Raw genomic sequence first — 18,348 nt, 5'->3', positions numbered from 1 at the left:
GGGCCGTCAGCTCGCGCGCCAGTACCCCAGGGCGTGCAGCCGCTCCCTGGGCACGCCCAGTTCCTTGCGCAGATAGGCCGACAGCGTCCTGGTGGTGCGGGTGTCGCAGGCGATCCAGACGTACGGGTCGGGGGTGGCCGTCAGGAGCGCGGGCAGTTCGGCCTTCACCCGCTCGACGAGGTGGTCGCCCGAGTCCATCCGGGGCACGTGCCGTATCTCGTGGCGGGCGGGGTCGGTCCGGAAGGGGAGGCCGTCGAGGCCGTCGGGCGAGCCCTCGAACCAGACGGTCGCCGGGGCGGAGCCGAGCGCTCCCGCGCCCTCGCCGAGCAGGGAGTTGATCGCGGGCAGGGAGGCCGGGTCGCCGATCACGAGGACGTGCGAGGGGGCCGGGGCGGGCGGTTCGAAGCCGGTGCCCTGGACGGTCGCCTCGATGGTGTCGCCGGGTTCGGCCGCCCGTGCCCAGTCGCTGGCAGCGCCCTCGTGCAGCGCGAACTCCAGGGCGAAGGCGCCGGTCGCCGGGTCGGGGTCGACCAGGGTGTAGGCCCGCTGGTGCGGCCGGCCCGCGTTCTCGAACCAGAGCCGGATCCAGATCGTCGGGTGGACGCCGGTGGCGGCGAGCAGCCCGCCGTCCGACAGGCGCAGCCGGCGGTACTCGCCGGTGACCTCCTCCACGCCCGTCACCGTGAGCGTGAAGTCCTTCGCCCGCATCAGTCTGAGGACCGTGCCCTCCCAGCCCCGCCCCTGCGCCATGGCCTCTTCACCCCTCGCGTACGATTTCGGCACAACTACTTAGGCAAGCCTAACCTAAAGCCAAAAGGGGCCAGAGGGTGACCACCGAGATCTACCGTGACGCCTGGGGCGTTCCGCATCTGCGCGCCGGCAGCGCCCACGCCCTCGCCCGCCTCCAGGGATCGGTCACCGCCCGCGACCGCGCCTGGCAACTGGAGGTCGAACGGCACCGGGCGCGCGGCACCTCGGCGTCCTTCCTCGGCCCCGAGGCCCTCCCCTGGGACCGGTTCGTGCGCCGCGCCCGCCTCGACGACACGGCCAGGCGCTGCTTCGACGAGCTCGGGAGACAGGACCCGGAGACGGCGGACTGGGTCCGGGCGTACGTCGACGGTGTCAATGAAGGGCTGGCCGCCTGCGACGCCCCCGAGTTCGCCCGGGTCGGCCTCGCGCCCGGCCGCTGGGAACCCTGGACCCCGCTCGCCGTCTGGCTGGCCACGCACATCCTGTTCGCCGGGTTCCCCGCCAAACTCTGGCGCGAGGAGGCCGCCCGGCACCTCGGCCCCGAGGCGGTCGGCCTGTTCGCCACCGACGGGCCCGGCACCTCCGGCAGCAACGGCTGGCTGGTGGACGGGGCGCGGACGGTCACCGGACAGGCGGTCATCGCCGGCGATCCGCACCGCTTCATCGAGGACCCCGGCGTCTACCAGCAGATCCGTCTGGCCTGCGACGAGTTCGACGTCGTCGGGCTCGCCGTCCCCGGTGTCCCCGGCATCGCCCACTTCGGCCACACCGGCACGGTCGCCTGGGCCATCACCAACGCCATGGCCGACTACCAGGACCTCTACCGCGAACGGCTGCGCCGCACCGGCGCGGGCGTCGAGGCGCTCGGCCCGGACGGCACCTGGCGGCGGGTCGCCCGGCACACCGAACTCGTACGGGTGGCGGGCGAGGAGACCGTCGAGGTGGAGGTGCTGGAGACCGAGCGGGGCCCGGTGATCGCGGGCGGCCCGGAAGGCCTCGACGACGGCACCCCGCTCGCCCTGGCCCTGCGCCACCCGCCCCGCGTCACCGCCGACCTGGGCTTCCGGGCGCTGCTCCCGCTGCTCCGGGCCCGGAAGGTCGCCGACGTGGACCGCGCCTTCGACCTCTGGGTCGAGCCCGTCAACGTCGTCCAGGCCGCCGACACCGAGGGCGGCCTGCTGCACCGGGTCGCGGGCCGGGTGCCGCAGCGCGCGGAGGTCAACGGCACCCGGCTGGTGCCCGCCTGGGAACCCGGTCACGAGTGGACCGGCTGGCGGGAGATGCCCCGTGCGGGACTGACCGACGGCATCGCGGTGATGGCCAACCAGCGGGGCCCCGCCGGGGAGCTGGGCGTCGAGTTCGCCCCGCCGCACCGCGCCGACCGCATCCGGGCGCTGCTGGCCGAGCGTCGGCAGTGGTCCGCGGCCGGCATGCCGGCCGTCCACACGGACACCTACCTGGCCTCCGCCGCGCCCCTGCTGGACCGGCTGTCCGCCCTCGACGACCTGACAGGACCGGCCGCCGGGCTCCGCGACCGCCTGCTGCGCTGGGACCGCCGGATGGACGCCGACAGCCAGGACGCGGCCCGGTTCGCGGCCCTGCGCAGCGCCCTGGTCCGCCGGCTCGCCGCCCACCCGGCGTTCGCGGCCCTCACCACCCCGCCCGCCTACCCGGAGGTCTTCCTCCCCTGGCTGGCCCTTCTCCCGCGCATCGGCTTCGCCCTCGAACACCTCCTGCGCGCCGAGGAGCTGTACGGCGTCGACCGGGCGGCACTCGTGCGGGAGGCCGTCGAGGAGGTCGCCGGTGAGCCCGCCGCCCGCTGGGGCGACACCCACCGCCTGGCCCCCTGGCAGGCGCTGCCCGATCCCGAGCGCCAGGCCCCCGCGCTCGCCGGCGACCACGACTGCGTGCTGTGCACCTCGGCCGTGCCCGGCTGGACCGACCTCGCCGCGCGCGGCCCGGCCGCCCGTTACGTCTGGGACCTGGCCCGCCGCGAGGACAGCCTCTGGGTCGTCCCGTACGGCGCGTCCGGCCTCCCCGGCCACCCCCACCACCACGACCAGCTCCCCCTGTGGCTCAAGGGCGAACTGGCCCCGGTCGTCACCGACTGGGCACAGCTGAAGAAGGAGAGCGACGATGAGTGACAGCCGGGACAGCCGGGACAGCCGGGACAGCCGGGACAGCCGGGACAACCGGGACAGCAGGGACGTCCACGTGCACGAGCAGGTGATCGACGGGTTCGGCACCGTCGGCATCCGCCCCCTCGACGCCGAGCGCGACGCGGACGTCGTCCACGGCTGGGTGAGCGAGGAACGGGCCGCGTTCTGGGGCATGAACGGACTGACGCGGGACCAGGTCGCCGAGATCTACGCGCACATGGCCGGCCTCGACACCCATCACGCCTTCCTGACCGAGCTGGACGGCGACCCGGTCGCCCTCCTCCAGACCTACGAGCCGGCCGAGGACCGGGTCGGCGAGTGCTACCCGGTCGAGCCCGGGGACATCGGCGTCCACGTGCTCATCGCGCCGGCCGGCGGGCGCGGGGCGCGGCCGGGCTGGTCGGCGGCGCTGCTGAGCGTGTTCGCGTCGTACGTGCTGGTCGGCCTGGACCGGACGCGCGTCGTGGTGGACCCCGATGTGCGCAACGGGAAGGCGGTCGCCCGCTTCCTGAGGCAGGGCTTCGAGCAGGGGCCGGTCGTCACGCTGCCGGAGATCGACCTGCCGGACGTGTACCTGCCGGAGAAGAAGGCGCAGCTGGCGTTCCTGCGCCGGGAGGTAGCGTTCCCCGGGTGACCTCACCGCTCACCCCCGAAGACCTCGTAGCGCACTACGACCTGGAGCCGATCCCCCGCGAGGGAGGCCTGTTCCGCCGTACCTGGGCGGGTCCGGAGGGGCCGGACGGCCGCCCCGCCGGCTCCGCGATCGTCGCGCTGCTCACCGCCGACGACTTCTCGGCCCTGCACCGCCTGCCCACCGACGAGGTCTGGCACTTCTACCTCGGCGACCCGCTCGTGCTGCTGCTCCTCGCCCCCGACGGCACCTCCCGTACGGCCGTGCTCGGCCCGGACCTCCTCGGCGGGCAGCAGCCGCAGCTCACCGTGCCCGCCCGCACCTGGATGGGCGCGCGGGTGGCCGCCGGGGGCGCCTGGACCTTCTTCGGCTGCACGATGGCCCCCGGCTTCACCTACGGGGACTACGAACACGGCGACGCGGCCGACCTCACGGCGCGTCACCCGGACCGGGCCGCCCTCATCACGGGACTGTGCCGTCCATGACGTTGCTGGCGGGCCGGGTGGCCCTGATCACGGGTGCGGGCGGCGGTATCGGGCGCGGCATCGCGCTGCGGTTCGCCCAGGAGGGCGCGGCGGTGGCGCTGCACTGCCGTACGGGGACCGGGGCGGCCCACGCGCTCGCCGAGGAGATCGCCGACGGGACCGGGGCACGGGTCCTCGTCCTGCCCGGCGCCGACCTGACCGTCGAGGACGAGTGCCGCGGGGTGGTGGCCCAGGCCGCCGAGTGGGGCGGCGGACGGCTCGACGCGCTGGTCAACAACGCGGGCGTACAGCCGGTGCGGGAGCTGCCCGGGATGTCGGCGGCCGACTGGCGGGCGGTCGTGGACACCAACCTGACCAGCGTGTTCGCCTGTACGCAGGCGGCGGCGGAGGTGATGCGGGAGCGCGGGGGGAGCATCACGCACATCGCCTCCGTCGAAGCGGCGCGGCCGGCTCCCGGGCACGCCCACTACGCCGCCTCCAAGGCCGCCGTCGTGATGCACGCGCGGGCGGCGGCACAGGAGTACGGGGCGGCCGGCATCCGCGTGAACTCGGTCTCGCCCGGGCTGATCGACCGGGAGGGACTGGCCGAGGCGTGGCCCGAGGGGGTGCGGCGGTGGCGGGACGCGGTCGCGGTCGGCCGGCTGGGCCGCCCGGAGGACGTCGGCGACGCCTGCGTCTTCCTGGCCTCCCCGCTCGCGTCCTGGATCACGGGGCACGACCTGGTGGTGGACGGCGGGGTGTCGGCGCGGCCGACGTGGTGAACCGGATGCCCCGTGCATGCGTACGTATCTCCGAGCACACGAGTGTCGGGTCTCAGGCAAGGCGGAGCGGTGACGTGAGCGAAGGGCGAGATGGCGGACGACACGAAGGTGGGCGACGCGGCGGCCGGGGACACGGCGGCGGCCGAAGGCAACTTCAAGGGCTGGTGCTGCTGGGCACCGTGCTGGTCCTGCTCCTCCTCGGCGGCGGACCGGCCTCGGCGCACGCGGCCCTCCGCAGCGCCGACCCCGCCGACGGAAGCGTCGTCGGAACGGCCCCCGGCTCCATCACCCTCACCTTCACCGAGTCCGTAGGCCTGCTCGACGACTCCTTCCGCGTCTTCGACCCCGACAACCGGCGGGTCGACACGGGCGCGGCGGGCCACGCGGACGGCCGCGCCGACACCGCGCGGGTCAAGCTCCCCGCACGGCTCGGCACCGGCACGTTCACGGTGGCCTGGCGCGTGGTGTCGGCGGACAGCCACCCGATCGCCGGCGCCTTCACCTTCTCGGTGGGCACCCCGTCCGCGATCCCGCCGCCCCTGCCCAGCACCTCCGTGGAGAACCCGGCCACCGCAGGCCTCTTCAACATCGGCCGCTACGTCGCCTACCTCGCCGCGGCCCTCCTCATCGGCACGGCCGCCTTCGTCGCCGTCTGCCGCCCGCCGGACGTGCGGCCGCTGCGCAGGCTGCTGCTGGCCGGCTGGTGGGCGCTGGCCGGATCGACGGTGTTCCTGCTGCTGCTCCGCGGCCCCTACGAGACCGGCACCGGTCCCGCGAAGGTCCTGGACCCGTCGGGTCTGACCCGCACCCTGGGCACCCGGCCGGGCCTGGCCCTGGTCGCGCGCCTCGCGCTGCTCACGGCGGCCGCGGCCTTCCTCCTGTGGCAGCGCAGGGCCCTGCGGGAGGGCTCCGCGGGCAAGCAGCCGCAGCCGTCCCGCGCGGCCCTGCCGGCCGGTGCCGCGCTGGCCGTGGGCCTGGCCCTGACCTGGGCATCCGCCGAACACGCGTCGGCCGGTATCCAGGTACCTGCGGCGATGACGTCCACGGTGCTGCACCTGCTGGCGATGGCGGTGTGGCTGGGCGGCCTGGCGGCCCTGCTCACCCTGTTCTACCGCGCGTCCGTCCCGTCGCGCGTGGTCGGCCGCTTCTCGCAGCTGGCGGGCTTCTCGGTGACCGTCCTGGTGGTGACGGGCGTCTACCAGTCCTGGCGTGGTCTCGGCTCGGTGTCCGCGCTGACGGACACCACGTACGGGCGGGTCCTGCTGGCCAAGCTGGTCGCGGTGACGCTGCTGCTGCTGGCGGGGGCCCGGTCCCGGCGGACGGTGACAAGGGAAAGGACGGCGAGGAGCGTGACGGTGGAGACCGCCGAAAAGCAGGGAGAGCAACAGGGGGAGCAGCAGAAGGAGCACGAGGACCACGCGGAGCGGGAGACGCGGGAAACGCGGGAAACACAGGAGGCACGGGTACCGGAGCCGGTGGGCGGCCGGGCCGAAAGCGCGGTGGAGGGCCGGACGGGAGGCCGGGCGGACGTCTCGGCCGACGTCTCGGCCGACGCCCCGGTGGGCGGCCCGCGGCTGCCCGGGAAGCCCCGGCCGCCGGCCGGCGGGACCCTCACCCCGGCCGAGGACGCCCAACGCCGGGCGCTGCGCCGCTCCGTACTGGCCGAGGTCGTCGTCTCCGTCGTCGTCCTCGTCTTCACGACCGTCCTGACGGGCACCCTGCCCGGCCGGGCGGCGGCCGAGGCCGCGACGGCGGAACAGTCCGCCGGGCTGCCCGTGGCCTCCGTGACCAACGTCCCCTTCACCATCGGCTCCGACGATCCCGGCGTCCGTGGCGTCAGCGGCAAGGTGCAGGTCACCCTCGATCCGGGCCGGGTCGGCGACAGCGGCCTCCAGGCCGTGGTCTACGGCCCCGACGGCGGCTTCGTCAGCATCCCCGAGCTGCGCATCTCCTTCAGCCTGCCCGACCAGGACATCGGCCCCCTCGACGCCAAGGTCACCGACCGGGGCGGCTACTGGGCCGCCGACAAGGTCAATCTGCCGATGCCCGGCACCTGGGAGATGAAGGTGACGGTACGGGTGTCGGACACCGACCAGGTGAGCGTGTCGGAGCCGGTGGAGATCGTGCGCTGAGACAGCGGCCGCCCTTTGCCGGGCGGCCGGTCAGCGCGCCGGGTCGGGAGTGGCGTGACGGGCCGCGAGGGCACGTTCCTCCTCCTCGAGCCGGCGGGAGCAGCGGGCGTCCGGATCGTAGGCGACGGCCGTGCTCACACAGGTGCAGAACACCTGGGCGTCGCGGGTGACGCGGCTGGTGACGCGGAAGGTCGAGCGGCGCAGGTCACCGATGGTCGTGGTGATGGTGACCGGCTCCGGCTGGAGGACGAGGGGTTCCGTGTAGTCGAGTTCGTGGCGGGCGTAGACGAACCTCGGGCGGATCTCCTGCCCGGGCAGTCCGGGGCGCAGATAGAACATGTCCATGTGAGCGTCCTGGATCATCTCCAGCAGTCGGACGTTGTTCACGTGGTTCATGGAGTCCAGGTCGCTCATGCGTACCTGGCGGAGATAGAGGTGCGGCCGGCACTCCGGCACCTCCAGGGGCGGGCGCCCGGTAGCGGTGCGGCGGATGTCGGACGCCAGGGCGTGGGTCAGGGTCAAGGTGTCACTCCTCGGAACATCGGAACAGGGGCCCCGGCCTCCTGGCCGGTACGCGGTACCGGTGCCGGGGCTGCAGGGACTGCGGTGTCTGCGGTGCCTGCGGGGACAGCGGGGCTACAGGGCCCGCTCGATCAGGTCGGCCGCGGCCCTCGCGCCGCCGGCCGCCGCGATCTCCCGGCGCATGGCGGACACGCCCGCGCGGATGTCCCGGTCGGACGAGACGCGCAGGACGGCCTCGCGCAGCGCCTCGGGGGTGACGCTCTCGCGCGGCAGGTGGACGCCCAGCCGGAGGCGTTCGATCCGGTCGGCGTTGACCCGCTGCTCGGCCATCTGCGGGACCGCCACCAGCGGGACGCCGTAGTGCAGGGCCTCCATCGTGCCGCCCATTCCGGCATGGGTGACGAAGGCGTCCGCGTGCGCGAGCACCGCCAGCTGGGGCACATGGGAGTGGGCCTCGACGTTGGCGGGCAGCGGCCCCAGCCCGTCCGGCGGGACGGCGCCGACGGACATGACCACATGCCAGGGCAGCTCGGCGAACGCCTGGACGCAGGACCGGTAGAACTCCGGCCGCCGGGTGAACTGGGAGCCCAGCGACACCAGCAGGACCGGCAGGTCGGGCCGCGGCGGCTGCCAGGAACCCTGGTAGGAGCGGTCCCCGAGCGCCGGTCCGACGTACGCGACGCGCTGGGCCGCGACGGTGTCCGCCCTGCGCTGGAAGGTCCGGGGGAAGAACGCGACGGCGTGTTCGGGCCGCACGAGGTCCTGGATCCGCGCGGCTTCGATGCCCTGGTCGGCGAAGGCGGCCGCCAGCCGCGCGAAGCCCGGCAGCTGCGGGAGGCCGGGCACGCCGAAGAACTCGGGGACGATGCCGTCGTAGGCGAGATGGGTGGGCGACGCCACCACGGTCGGCAACTGCCACCGTGCCCCCAGCAGCAGGCCCGCGAAGGCGTAGATGTCGCACAGCACCAGGTCCGGACGGTCCTTGCCGAACGCCCGGGTCAGCGCGGGCAGGGCCGCCAGCGCCACCTCGACGACCCGCGCGAACCCCTCGCCCATGTCCTCCGGCGCGTCCGAGCCGTCCCCCGCGTCCGGGTAGAGCACGGGCTCGGCGCCGGCCGCCTTCACCTGGTGCATGAAGTCCTCGGTGACGGCGTAACTGACCCGGTGCCCCCGCCGGACGAGCTCCTCGACGACCCCCAGGGTCGGATTCACGTGCCCGTGCATCGGAACGTTGAACACGGCGATGTGCGCGGGGATGTGCGCGGGATTCGGATGAGTACCAGGCACGACACACAACTCCTGTCCGGCACGGAGCCGGGGCGGGGGACTCGGGAACGGGACGCCCGAACGGCGGACGCGGAGTCCCGATTAAAGGCGCACCGACACCGTTCGTGACCGCAAACCTGCGGCAGTGTCACCCCATCAGGGAGCCTCCACGGCCGTGCGTTGACACCTGCGGAACACCTGAGAGGTACCTGGCGGGACGTCCGGTGACGCGGCGGACGTGACCGCCGGTCCGATCGGCCGTTGGGGGTACAGGACGTCGTCCCCCAGCAGCCGGCCCACGACAGGACCGGCCCGGCCCACGACACGGACGGCCCACGACAGGAGCAGTCTCATGCCCGGATCGCATCTGCCCTTGATGGAAGAGGGGATGGCCCGCTGGCCGTTCGGCCCGCCCAACGCCGGCATCGCCCTGGACCTCGCGGGCGCCCCGCCGTCGTTGGACGAGCTGCGGGCGCTGGTGGAGGAACGCTGGAAGGCGCTCCCCAGGCTCACCCAGACCCTGGTCGCGCCCGGCGGCGCCCGGACGGGCCTGGCCTGGTGGACCGGCCGGCACCGCTGGGCGCGGCGGGACGGCCACGACCTGGCCCAGCAGATCGGCAGCGCGGACCTCACCCTCCGGGACGCGGTCCGCCAGTGGTTCCACACCCCGTTCCCGGCCGACCGGCCGCCATGGAGCCTCCACCTGCTGCGCGGGACGAGGGAGGGGGAGTTCTCCCTGCTGTTCCGGATGCACCACAGTCTGCTCGACGGCCGTTCCCTGACGACCCTGCTGCGCGCCCTCTTCGACGACGGCGGGCCGCTGGACGGCACCGCGTCCCTGGCGGTGCCCGGCCCCCGGCGACGGACGGTCCGCCCCGGCCCCACGGGCGGCGGCCCGCCGGGCCTGCTCACCACGGGCCGCGCGGTGCCCCTGCCGCACCGGGGCCCGCGGGAACCCGCCTACACCGTCGTACGGCTGCGCGCCGACCTGCTGCGGGCCGCGCGCGCGGCCGTCTCCGTGGGCGCGGCGGGCTCCGCGCGCCCGGCGACCACCAACGAGGTGTTCCTGGCGACGGTCTCCGGGGTCCTGCGCGCCTGTCTGGCGGCCTCGGATCCCGATTCCGCGTCGGCGCCCTCCGCCGGCGGGGACCGGGATCCGGCTGCGAGGCAGGTGTGGCTGTCGGTCCCGGTCGACGAACGGCCGGACGACTGCGGTGAGTTCCTCGGCAACGCGTTCGCCAACGTCCGGGTCCCGGCGCCGGTGACGCTCGCCGACCCGGCGGCCCGGCTGACCGCGTGCACCGGTCTGCTGACCACCGTCACCCGGCCCCGGCGCACCGCCGAGAAGCTGGTCGAGGGCACGCTCGCGGCGGTTCCCGGGGCGGCCCTGGCGCTGGTCGGCGGAAAGATCTTCGCGCCCGCGTACGCGCCGGCGGCCTGCTCCTACGTCCATCTGCGCGAGCAGGGCCAGACCCTGGCCGGACGGCCGCTGCGCCACCTCACCATCGTCCCCATGGTGCCCCCGGCCGACACGGCCACCTTCGCGCTGGGCGGCTGCACCAAGGGCCACACGCTGAGCGTCGCCACCAACTCGGGCAGCCAGGACGCGGGCCTGCTGGCGGAGGCGTTCCTCGACGAGCTGACGCTGCTCGCCGAGGGGGCCGGCTGACCCGTCGGTTCCGCACATGTCGAAGGGCCCCACAGCGAACGGTGGGGCCCTTCGGCATGCGCGGAACCGTGGCGGCGCGTGGCCGCCGACTAGCTCGCCCGGCGTGCCGTACCCATGGCCGAGAGGGATGCCTGCGCATCCTCGATCAGGAAGATCTCGTCCTCCCCGAAGTCCGGGGCCTGGAAGGGGTTGGTCGTCGGAGGCGGCGATGCCGCGGTGGCATAGCGAGTCGCCCCTTCCGGAGCGGAGAACAGCGAGGTCGGGTCGATGAGAGGTCTCCCATTCGTTACAGGGCCGTGGCGGGACCTGGCGTGCCGTGACCGGGCACAGCGGTCCTACAGCTTGCTCATCTTGGTGTACGGGCTCAGGATCCGCATTTGCGCCGAACCGAAATCCACGAGTGCCGCGATTCCGTCCTCGATGCCGATCACACGCCCGAGGCCGTACATGTCGTGCGTGACCTGGTCGCCCACCTCGAAGTGCTTGGGGGACGGCGCGGCCGGGGCCTTGAAGGGACTGGTGGGCAAGTAACGCTTCGGTGCCGATGGCTTTGTCATTGACTCCAGTATGGGCCTGGATGCGCCGCTCGTAGCGGCCGTCTTTCTCCGCTGTTCGTCACAGACCCGCACAGCGATCACCGCCTCGGCCGGAACCCGGGCAGCCACGCGCCTCTGACCTGGGCCTTCGCCGACAAGCCCACGGAAGCGCCCGCCGTACCCCACCACAGACCGTTACCTTCGGATCCGCACTTTGCGCGCCTGGACACCCCGTGCGTGGCGACATCCGATGCATGGCGCTCCGGCTTCCCGCGCTCCACGGCCTTCCACCGCGAGGCTCCGCCTCGGCCGGCCGCGAGGACCGGCCTCAGCCGACGGCGAGGATCAGGCCCCGAGGCCGGCGAGGAGGATCAGGACGCCCGTGGGGTCGGACGAGGCCGCGGCCGATGTGCTGGCGATCATGAGCATGACGGGCAGCACGGCAGGCGGCCGGAGCGACTGTCCCCGGATCGGCGGACCGGGCGGAAACCGCGTCGGAAACCGCAGCGGAGACGCAGCGGAAAATGCGGCGGAGACGCGGCGGACAACGACGAAGGGCCCCACCTTGCGGTGGGGCCCTTCGACATCGTGCCCGGTGAGGCACTGGCGGAGGATACGAGATTCGAACTCGTGAGGGGTTGCCCCCAACACGCTTTCCAAGCGTGCGCCCTAGGCCACTAGGCGAATCCTCCGCGGCAAACAATACAAGACGTTGAGGAGTGCTCGCGAACTCGTTCCCCCCGCTCAGATCCTGTAGCCTGTGCGCAGCCCCTCACGCGGCGCTATCTGACTGAACTCCCCCAGGGCCGGAAGGCAGCAAGGGTAGGTCGGCTCTGGCGGGTGCGTGGGGGGCGCTTGCGTTCACGGGCGGGGGCCGGGCTCCGGGTCCGCGCGTGGGGCCCGATGTCAGCGGTCGCCTATAACCTCGTATGCGTGTCGTCTCTCGCGCTGTACCGCCGCTATCGCCCGGAGTCGTTCGCCGAGGTCATCGGGCAGGAGCATGTCACCGGTCCGTTGCAGCAGGCGCTACGGAACAACCGGGTCAATCACGCGTACCTGTTCAGCGGGCCGCGTGGGTGCGGGAAGACCACCAGCGCGCGCATCCTGGCCAGGTGCCTGAACTGCGAGCAGGGGCCCACGCCGACCCCGTGCGGGGAGTGCGAGTCGTGCAAGGACCTCGCCAGGAACGGCCCGGGGTCCATCGACGTCATCGAGATCGACGCAGCTTCGCACGGTGGTGTGGACGACGCCCGTGACCTGCGGGAGAAGGCTTTCTTCGGGCCCGCCCGCAGCCGCTACAAGATCTACATCATCGACGAGGCCCACATGGTCACGCCGGCCGGCTTCAACGCGCTCCTGAAGGTCGTGGAGGAGCCGCCGGAGCATCTGAAGTTCATCTTCGCGACCACCGAGCCCGAGAAGGTCATCGGGACCATCCGGTCGCGGACCCACCACTACCCGTTCCGCCTCGTGCCGCCGGGCACGCTCCGGGACTACCTCGGCGAGGTGTGCGGGCAGGAGGCCATCCCCGTCGAGGAGGGCGTGCTGCCGCTGGTCGTACGCTCCGGAGCGGGTTCCGTGCGTGACTCCATGTCCGTCATGGACCAGCTCCTCGCCGGCGCCACCGACGTGGGTGTGACGTACGCCATGGCCACCTCCCTGCTCGGGTACACGGACAGCTCGCTGCTCGACTCCGTCGTCGAGGCCTTCGCCACCGGTGACGGCGCCGCCGCCTTCGAGGTGGTCGACCGGATCATCGAGGGGGGCAACGACCCCCGCCGCTTCGTCGCCGACCTGCTGGAGCGGCTCCGGGACCTCGTCATCCTCGCCGCCGTCCCGGACGCTGCCGACAAGGGGCTCATCGACGCCCCCGCCGACGTGATCGAGCGCATGCAGGCCCAGGCCGGCGTCTTCGGCGCCGCGGAGCTGAGCCGTGCCGCCGACCTCGTCAACGAGGGGCTCACCGAGATGCGGGGCGCCACCTCGCCCCGTCTCCAGCTCGAACTGATCTGCGCGCGCGTGATGCTGCCCGCCGCCTACGGCGACGAACGCTCCGTCATGGCCCGCCTCGACCGCATCGAGCGTGGCGTGAACTTCTCGCCGGGCGGCGGTGCGCAGGTGGCGCCCGGTGCGCCCGCGATGCCGACGATGGGTTACGTGCCCGGACCCGAGGCGCACGGCGGTGCCGCCACGACCGGTGGCGCGCCCATCCCGCCCGGTGGCGGAGCGGCCGCCGCCCGCGCCGCGGTACGGGGCCCAGGCCCGGGGCAAGGTCCCGGTCAGGGTCCCGGTCAGGCACCTGGTCAGGCGCCTGACCGGTCAGCCGAGCCTGCCGCGCACGCTCCCGCCGCGCACCCTCCCGCCGCGTCCGCGCCCGCCCAGCCTCCGGCCGCCCCGCCCGCGACCGCCCCGGTCCACACACCCGCTCCCGTCGCGGCCTCCGCCCCGCCGGTGGAGGAGGCGCCGGCCGCGAGCCTCCAGGCTCCTGCCCAGCCCGCCCCCGGCGCCTGGCCCACCGCCACCGCCGCGGGCAGCGGGCGCCGCCCCGGCGGCTGGCCCACGGCCGCGCCCGCGGGCAGCGGCGGCCGGCCCCCGGCGGCAGCGGCCCCCGCTCCGGCCGCCTCGGCCGCTCCCCCGGCCCCGGCAGCCACCCCCGCGCCGCCCGCGCCCGGCGGGTACGCGCCTCCCGCCGGTGGTCTCGACCCGCGCATGCTCTGGCCGAACATCCTGGAGGCGGTCAAGAACCGCCGTCGCTTCACCTGGATCCTGCTCAGCCAGAACGCCCACGTGGCGGGCTTCGACGGCACGACCCTCCAGCTCGGCTTCGTCAACGCCGGCGCCCGCGACAACTTCACGAGCAGCGGCAGCGAGGACGTGCTGCGGCAGGCGCTGGCCGAGCAGTTCAGCGTGCAGTGGAAGATCGACGCGATCGTCGACCCGTCCGGCGGCTCGGCGCCCCCGCCGACCGGCGGCTTCGGTGGCGGCGGCGGTGCGCCCGGCGGCTACGGCAGCCCCGGGGGCCACAGCAGCCCCGGCGGCTACGGCGGTGGCGGCGGTGCGCCGGCCCCGTCGGGCATGCCCCAGGCACAGGCCGCTTCCGGCGCCCCTGCTCCGTACGGGTCCCCGTCGGCATCGGCGTCGGCCCCCGCCCACACGGCCTCCGCCCCGGCGCCGTCCCGTCCGCCCGCCCCGGAACCGGTGGCCCCGGAGGACGACACCCCCGAGGACGACGACCCCGACCTCAACGAGTCCGCTCTCTCCGGCTACGAACTGATCGTGCGCGAGCTCGGAGCGACGGTGGTGGAGGAGTTCACCAACGAGTAGCGGGAGGCAACGAGCAGAGGGAGACACGGACGTTCCCTCGGCGACGCCGTTTTCCATGCCGTTCCCCCTGTTCCCCTGCGCCCGTTGCCCGGATCGCTTGGAGGAACGCACGACATCCCCGCCTCCCGGCTTTCGGAAGCCCGCACAAAACGCCCCCGCCCCCGCCCGTTAGGCTGACCCCCGTGAACGTCCTCGTCATCGGCAGCGGCGCCCGCGAACACGCCCTGTGCCACTCCCTGTCCCTCGACCCCGCCGTCACCGCGCTGCACTGCGCCCCCGGCAACGCCGGCATCGGCGAGGTCGCCGAGCTGCACCAGGTCGACGCCATGGACGGCGCGGCCGTGTCCGCGCTGGCCGTCGAGCTCGGCGCCGAGCTGGTCGTCGTAGGCCCGGAGGCGCCGCTGGTCGCCGGGGTCGCCGACGCCGTGCGCGCCGTGGACATCCCGGTGTTCGGCCCCTCGAAGGAGGCCGCGCAGCTCGAGGGCTCCAAGGCGTTCGCCAAGGACGTGATGGCCGCGGCCGGCGTACCGACGGCCCGCTCCTACGTCTGCACGACCCCCGAGGAGGTCGCCGAGGCCCTCGACGCCTTCGGCGCCCCGTACGTCGTCAAGGACGACGGTCTGGCCGCCGGCAAGGGCGTCGTCGTCACCGACGACCTGGAGGCCGCCGCCGCGCACGCGGCCGGCTGTGAGCGCGTCGTCATCGAGGAGTTCCTCGACGGCCCGGAGGTCTCCCTCTTCGCGATCACCGACGGCGTGAGCGTCGTCCCGCTCCAGCCCGCCCAGGACTTCAAGCGCGCGCTCGACGGCGACGAGGGTCCCAACACGGGCGGCATGGGTGCCTACTCGCCGCTGCCCTGGGCCGACCCGAAGCTGGTGGAGGAGGTCCTGGAGACCGTTCTCCAGCCGACCGTCGACGAGATGCGCCACCGCGGCACCCCCTTCTCGGGACTGCTCTACGCGGGCCTCGCCATCACCGGCCGCGGTGTCCGGGTCATCGAGTTCAACGCCCGCTTCGGCGACCCCGAGACGCAGGTCGTCCTGGCCCGTCTGAAGACCCCGCTGGCCGGCGTCCTGAAGGCGGCCGCCACCGGCGACCTCGCCGACCTGCCGTCCCTGCGCTGGAGCGACGACGCGGCCGTCACCGTCGTCATCGCCTCGCACAACTACCCCGGCACCCCGCGCACCGGCGACCCGATCTCCGGCCTCGCCGAGGTGGCCGCCGAGGACGCCCCGCACGCGTACGTCCTGCACGCCGGGACGAAGTACGACGGTGCCGACCGCGACACGGTCGTCAGCGCCGGCGGGCGCGTGCTGTCCGTCACCGCGACCGGCACGGACCTCACCGAGGCCCGCGAGCGCGCCTACAAGGCGGTCGAGCGCATCGGGCTCGACGGTTCGCAGCACCGCACCGACATCGCCGCGAAGGCGGCCGCGGACGCGTAGGCACGCGCCGAGGCAGGCATCAGCAGGGATCTCTCAGGCCCCGGGCCACCATGGAACTCCGTACGGAGGACCCGTGGAACCCGGGGCCTGATCGTTGCCCAACGTCGTCCACCTTTCCCCAAAGCCATTCCATCGTGTGAGCGCTGAGCTATCCGGCTGACGTGGGCCGGAGCGCCAACTAGGGTGCGGCGCAAGCGTTCCGGTGCTCGTTCCGGCACTTGGCCCACCGGCATTGCGATGTCGGTGGTCGGTGCCACAGTGGGGGAGTGACCACTGCGAAGACAGCCGGGGGAACCAGGACCGTAGGGAGGGGGTGAGGTCCGGCCGTGACCGGTATGGGAGTGGAGATGGGCGCGCAGGCCGCGCGGGCCCGGGCAATGGCGGTGCTGCGCATCCGCAGCCGGGCGCTCGCCGTCGCGCTGCTGCCCGCGGCCGCCGCGGTGATCCTGCTGGCGGGCGGTTCCACCGGGCACTTCGTGGGCCCGGGGTGGGACGCCGCCCGCTGGGCCGTGTCCGCCGTCGCGCTCGTCGTACTGCTGGCCGCCGGTGTCATCGGCCTGGTCGTCGCCCGCGCCCGCCCCGCGGTCAGCCCCACCGTCGGCATCGCCGAGGAGGCGGCCCCCGATCTGTACCGGCTGGTCCGCGACCTCGCCGACCGTCTCGACGTCCCCGCGCCCTCCGCGATAGCGCTCACGCCGGACTGCGACAGCTGGCTGGAGGACCGCACCCACCCGGCCCACGGCCCCTCCCTGTCCCGCGGCGGCGACGAGATAGCCGGCCCGGGCGGCTCCAACGGCCCCCTCCACCGCCGTACGGCGGCGGCACCCGTCCTCGTCATCGGTTCCCCGTTCCTGTGGTGGATGCGCGTCGGCGAGCTGCGCGCCGTGCTGGCCCCGGTCGTCGCCGGTACGGGCCCCTCGGCGCACCCCGACATAGCCGCGGCCCGGCGCTTCGTGCGCGGGCTGGACGCCGCGGTGGCCGTCTGCGCCTACCGCGGTGACCGGTATCCCGTACTGCGCCCGGCCTGTTCGGGCATCGGCTGGGTCGCGCGCCTGATGCTGCGCGGCTGTCAGATCCACGCCGGCGAGATGGAGCGGGGCGTCGCCGCCGCGGCCTCCGAGCGTGCACAGGCTGTGGACTACGGGCTGCGCATCGTCGCCCAGGAGCAGGTGGGCCTGGCCTACGCGGGCTGGGACCGTCTCCTGACACGGGTGGCGCTGCCCGCCTGGCGGATGGGCCGCTGGCCCTCCCGGCTGGACGCGGGCGTCGTCGCCGCCCTCACCGAGCTGTCCCGGCGCGACCGGCTGGCCGAGGGGTTCGCCTCCCGCCTCGGTGAGCGCCCCGCCTGCGACCTTCTCGAAGAGCCCGGCACGATCGACGAGGCCGCCTCGCTGCTCGCCGCCCGCCTCTTCCACGGCGGCCCCGCGGACCCGGGCCCGGACTGGTCGCCGGTGGCCTGGGAGGACTACCCGGACGAGGTGGTCGACCGTAAGTGGCGTACCGACGCGGCCCGGCTCCACCGAGTCCTCGACGCCCTCGGCGTCCGCCGCACCTGCGACCCGACCAGCACCACCCACTCCGGCGGCCCCCACTCCGGCGGCCACAGCGGTCCCACGCTGGCCCGGGTCCTGGACCACCTGACGGACAGGCCGACCGACAGGCCCGAGGACGCGGAAAGCCCCCACCCGGCAAGCCCGGCCGCCGACCGGACAGCCCGGGCGGCCGAGCCGAGCACACCCGCGCTCCCCGCATCCAGCCCGGCCCCACCCCCCATCGCCCCCCCGGGCCCCGGCAGCCTCACCGCCCCGACCGACTCCGGCAACCTCCCCGGCCCCACCGGCCCCACCGGTTCTGAGGGCCTCACCGACGGGACCGACCACCTCGGCCTCACCGCCCCGACCGGCCCCGGCAGCCTCCTTGGCCCCGCCGGCCCCACCGGTTCCGACAGCGTCACCGACGGGACCGACCACCCCGGCCTCACCGACGGGACCGGTCCCACCGGTTCTGAGGGCCTCGCCGACGGGACCGACCGGACGGGCCCTGCCGACCGGACGGGTCCTGCCGACCGGACGGGTCCTGCCGACCGGACGGGTCCTGCCGACCGGACGGGTCCTGCCGACCGGACGGGTCCTGCCGACGAGACCGGCCCTACCGGTCTCCCGGCTACGCCGGCCCCCGCCTTCGAGCCCGCCTTCCTCGTCGATGACGAGGACCCCCCGCCTCCGAACCCCCGCAGCGCGGCCCTCGCCGCCGGGCTCGGGGTCGAGGTGGGGCGGGAGGAAGCCGCAGCCGCGGCGGCCGCGCCCCCCGCTCCGGCCGGTTCCCCGGTGCCCGGGCAGGGCCCCGACATGGCCCTCTGGGACGAGGGCGCGCTCCCCCTGTTCCCGCTTCAGCCGCCGCGCACCGACCGCGAGCTCCTGGCCGATCACGTCACGGCGATGGTCTGCTGCGCCGCGATGGACACCGTCGGAGCCGTTCCGGGGCTCGACTGGCTCGACGGCCCGACCCTCCTGGTCGACGGTGAGCGCGTGGCCGATCTGGCCCCCCGGGTGCTGAGCCTCGTGGAGGACGGCGACGCGGTTCCCCTGCGCACCTGGCTCGTGGAGCTCGGGATACGCCCGGAGAAGCCGGTACGGCTCGGCTGAGCGCGTCGAAGCGGCGGCCGCCG

General features: G+C 74.4%; 13 protein-coding genes, 1 tRNA gene and 1 other RNA gene. 10 read left to right on the top strand and 5 right to left on the bottom strand.

The annotated features are described in order from the left end of the window. Nucleotides 1–6 precede the first annotated feature (6 nt). On the bottom strand, nucleotides 7–750 hold the full coding sequence (locus ABT070_RS18660) for a siderophore-interacting protein (RefSeq protein ID WP_351761615.1): 744 nt from the start codon (nucleotides 748–750) through the stop codon (nucleotides 7–9). A gap of 77 nt (nucleotides 751–827) precedes the next feature. On the opposite strand from ABT070_RS18660, the gene ABT070_RS18655 reads away from it, so the two are divergent. The 5 genes from ABT070_RS18655 to ABT070_RS18635 all read left to right on the top strand — a co-directional run bounded on the left by ABT070_RS18655 (nucleotide 828) and on the right by ABT070_RS18635 (nucleotide 6,918). After that, nucleotides 828–2,894, top strand: coding sequence for a penicillin acylase family protein (locus tag ABT070_RS18655; RefSeq protein ID WP_351761613.1), 2,067 nt, complete (start codon nucleotides 828–830; stop codon nucleotides 2,892–2,894). Continuing rightward, a complete protein-coding gene (locus ABT070_RS18650) occupies nucleotides 2,887–3,543 on the top strand; it encodes a GNAT family N-acetyltransferase (protein ID WP_351761610.1) in 657 nt (218 codons plus the stop codon). The genes ABT070_RS18655 and ABT070_RS18650 overlap by 8 nt, the downstream gene beginning before the upstream one ends. After that, a complete protein-coding gene (locus ABT070_RS18645) occupies nucleotides 3,540–4,025 on the top strand; it encodes a cupin domain-containing protein (RefSeq protein WP_351761608.1) in 486 nt (161 codons plus the stop codon). Before ABT070_RS18650 ends, ABT070_RS18645 begins: the two co-directional genes overlap by 4 nt. Beyond that, the gene (locus tag ABT070_RS18640; protein ID WP_351761605.1) at nucleotides 4,022–4,786 is read left to right on the top strand and encodes an SDR family NAD(P)-dependent oxidoreductase; all 765 of its coding nucleotides are present in this window, start codon (nucleotides 4,022–4,024) and stop codon (nucleotides 4,784–4,786) included. The genes ABT070_RS18645 and ABT070_RS18640 overlap by 4 nt, the downstream gene beginning before the upstream one ends. A 164-nt stretch (nucleotides 4,787–4,950) precedes the next feature. After that, the gene (locus ABT070_RS18635; RefSeq protein ID WP_351761603.1) at nucleotides 4,951–6,918 is read left to right on the top strand and encodes a copper resistance CopC/CopD family protein; all 1,968 of its coding nucleotides are present in this window, start codon (nucleotides 4,951–4,953) and stop codon (nucleotides 6,916–6,918) included. 30 nt (nucleotides 6,919–6,948) lie between these two features. Here ABT070_RS18635 and ABT070_RS18630 read toward each other — a convergent pair whose 3' ends face one another. Both ABT070_RS18630 and ABT070_RS18625 read right to left on the bottom strand, forming a co-directional pair. Then, the gene (locus tag ABT070_RS18630) at nucleotides 6,949–7,440 is read right to left on the bottom strand and encodes an acyl-CoA thioesterase (RefSeq protein WP_351761600.1); all 492 of its coding nucleotides are present in this window, start codon (nucleotides 7,438–7,440) and stop codon (nucleotides 6,949–6,951) included. A 114-nt stretch (nucleotides 7,441–7,554) separates the two neighbouring features. Further along, entirely contained in the window at nucleotides 7,555–8,727 is a 1,173-nt protein-coding gene (locus tag ABT070_RS18625; protein WP_351761597.1) for a macrolide family glycosyltransferase, read from the bottom strand. 331 nt (nucleotides 8,728–9,058) lie between these two features. Between ABT070_RS18625 and ABT070_RS18620 the strand changes: the two genes are divergently transcribed. After that, complete coding sequence (locus ABT070_RS18620; protein WP_351761594.1) at nucleotides 9,059–10,375, top strand: wax ester/triacylglycerol synthase domain-containing protein; 1,317 nt, start codon at nucleotides 9,059–9,061, stop codon at nucleotides 10,373–10,375. Nucleotides 10,376–10,710: 335 nt separating this feature from the next. Here ABT070_RS18620 and ABT070_RS18615 read toward each other — a convergent pair whose 3' ends face one another. After that, nucleotides 10,711–10,932 (bottom strand): hypothetical protein, encoded by a 222-nt coding sequence (locus tag ABT070_RS18615; RefSeq protein ID WP_028807083.1) that lies wholly within the window; start codon nucleotides 10,930–10,932, stop codon nucleotides 10,711–10,713. 583 nt (nucleotides 10,933–11,515) lie between these two features. Then, nucleotides 11,516–11,603, bottom strand: a tRNA-Ser gene (locus tag ABT070_RS18610). Nucleotides 11,604–11,674: 71 nt separating this feature from the next. On the opposite strand from ABT070_RS18610, the gene ffs reads away from it, so the two are divergent. The 4 genes from ffs to ABT070_RS18590 all read left to right on the top strand — a co-directional run bounded on the left by ffs (nucleotide 11,675) and on the right by ABT070_RS18590 (nucleotide 18,325). Next, an RNA gene (ffs, locus tag ABT070_RS18605) (signal recognition particle sRNA small type) lies at nucleotides 11,675–11,773 on the top strand. Between the two features lie 71 nt (nucleotides 11,774–11,844). Then, nucleotides 11,845–14,235 carry a DNA polymerase III subunit gamma and tau gene (locus ABT070_RS18600; RefSeq protein ID WP_351761591.1) on the top strand — a complete coding sequence of 797 codons (2,391 nt, stop codon included), beginning with the start codon at nucleotides 11,845–11,847 and terminating at the stop codon, nucleotides 14,233–14,235. 182 nt (nucleotides 14,236–14,417) lie between these two features. Beyond that, nucleotides 14,418–15,680: a phosphoribosylamine--glycine ligase gene (gene purD / locus ABT070_RS18595; protein WP_351761588.1), complete on the top strand. Its 1,263-nt coding sequence runs from the start codon at nucleotides 14,418–14,420 to the stop codon at nucleotides 15,678–15,680. A gap of 335 nt (nucleotides 15,681–16,015) precedes the next feature. Then, nucleotides 16,016–18,325, top strand: a complete 2,310-nt coding sequence (locus ABT070_RS18590; RefSeq protein ID WP_451101132.1) for a collagen-like domain-containing protein — start codon at nucleotides 16,016–16,018, stop codon at nucleotides 18,323–18,325. The last annotated feature ends 23 nt before the right edge of the window (nucleotides 18,326–18,348 follow it).

This window comes from Streptomyces sp. NPDC002884 (genome assembly GCF_040295245.1).
GTDB lineage: Bacteria > Actinomycetota > Actinomycetes > Streptomycetales > Streptomycetaceae > Streptomyces.
This window is presented reverse-complemented; position numbering and strand designations above follow the sequence as displayed.

Coding starts and splice junctions, on each gene's coding strand:
- ABT070_RS18615 (WP_028807083.1), bottom strand. CDS start 10,932: ATGACAAAGCCATCGGCACCGAAGCGTTACTTGCCCACCAGTCCCTTC.
- ABT070_RS18650 (WP_351761610.1), top strand. CDS start 2,887: ATGAGTGACAGCCGGGACAGCCGGGACAGCCGGGACAGCCGGGACAGC.
- ABT070_RS18590 (WP_451101132.1), top strand. CDS start 16,016: ATGGGAGTGGAGATGGGCGCGCAGGCCGCGCGGGCCCGGGCAATGGCG.
- ABT070_RS18620 (WP_351761594.1), top strand. CDS start 9,059: ATGCCCGGATCGCATCTGCCCTTGATGGAAGAGGGGATGGCCCGCTGG.
- ABT070_RS18640 (WP_351761605.1), top strand. CDS start 4,022: ATGACGTTGCTGGCGGGCCGGGTGGCCCTGATCACGGGTGCGGGCGGC.
- ABT070_RS18660 (WP_351761615.1), bottom strand. CDS start 750: ATGGCGCAGGGGCGGGGCTGGGAGGGCACGGTCCTCAGACTGATGCGG.